Here is a 1,175-nt window from a genome sequence, read left to right on the forward strand (position 1 = left end):
TACGCGGGCCGGGATCCGCGGGCCACCGCGGCGGTGGGCGACCTCGTGCAGGCGCGGCACGCGTTCGCCTGGAACCCGACGGCGCCTGGCGCGAAGGTCGAGGACACGGTGCTGGTCGGCGACGCCGGGCTCGAGGTGCTCACCATCGATCCGAGGTGGCCGACGACGGACGTCGCGGGCCGGCCTCGACCGATCGAGCTGGTCCGTGTAGGCTTGGGATAACGCTTTCCGAGCGCCCGCCCCGTTGCCGATCGACGACGATTCCGAGGAGCCAGATGCCCATCCGCACCGAGGAGCGCGACGACCGCGTGCTCGTCCTCGACGATGACGTGGTGCTCGCCGAGTACGTGCACCGGCCCACCGACGTGCAGCTCGAATCGCCGCGCCCGTACCTCAGCCCCATCCGCACCCGGGGTGGCGAGCTCGTCTCGCTCTTCCGCCCGCACGACCACGTGTGGCACAAGGGCATCGCCTGGTCGCTTCCCGTCGTCGGCGACGAGAACTTCTGGGGCGGCCCCACCTTCGTGTCGGGCGAGGGCTACGTGCAGCTGCCGAACAACGGCAGCCAGCTGCACCGCCGGTTCGACGAGCGATCGGATGCCGCGGCCGGCGTCCGGCTCGTCGAACGCCTCGACTGGGTGACCGAGGCCGGCGAGACCCTGTTCGACGAGCGGCGCACGATCGGCGCCTCCGCGCTCGACGGCGATGAGGCGTGGCTGCTTGCCTTCGAGACGCGGATGCACAACGTGTCGGGTCGTGACGTCCCGATCGGGTCGCCGACCACCCGCGGCCGCGAGAACGCGGGCTACGGCGGCCTCTTCTGGCGCGGCCCGCGTTCGTTCACCGGCGGCGACCTGCTCGCGCCCGGCGTGGCGGGCGGCGACGAGCTCCGCGGCATCCGCGCCCCGTGGATGGGCTTCAGCGGACGACACGACGGCAGCGGTGCGGCCTCGACCATCGTGATGGTGGACGACCCGGGCAACGTGCAGCACCCCACCCAGTGGTTCGCCCGCAGCGAGGAGTTCGCCTGCATCTGTCCCGCACCCTTCTTCAGCGAGGAGCACACGGTCGCGGCCGACGACACGCTGGTGCTCCGGTACGGCGTCGTGATCGCCGACGGCGCGAGCGACCCGGCGCGTGCGGCAGGGCTCGCGGCGGCCGGAACCGCCGGGAGC

General features: G+C 72.7%; 1 protein-coding gene and 1 pseudogene. Both read left to right on the forward strand.

Translation table 11 applies throughout. From position 1 onward, the window contains the following. A pseudogene (locus GH736_RS23225) lies at window positions 1-222 on the forward strand (M24 family metallopeptidase); the annotation flags it as partial. A 53-nt stretch (window positions 223-275) separates the two neighbouring features. Next, a partial coding sequence (locus tag GH736_RS23230) for a DUF6807 domain-containing protein (RefSeq protein WP_159607410.1) occupies window positions 276-1,175 on the forward strand: 900 nt, incomplete at its 3' end.

The organism is Agromyces humi, assembly GCF_009720255.1.
Lineage (GTDB): Bacteria > Actinomycetota > Actinomycetes > Actinomycetales > Microbacteriaceae > Agromyces > Agromyces humi.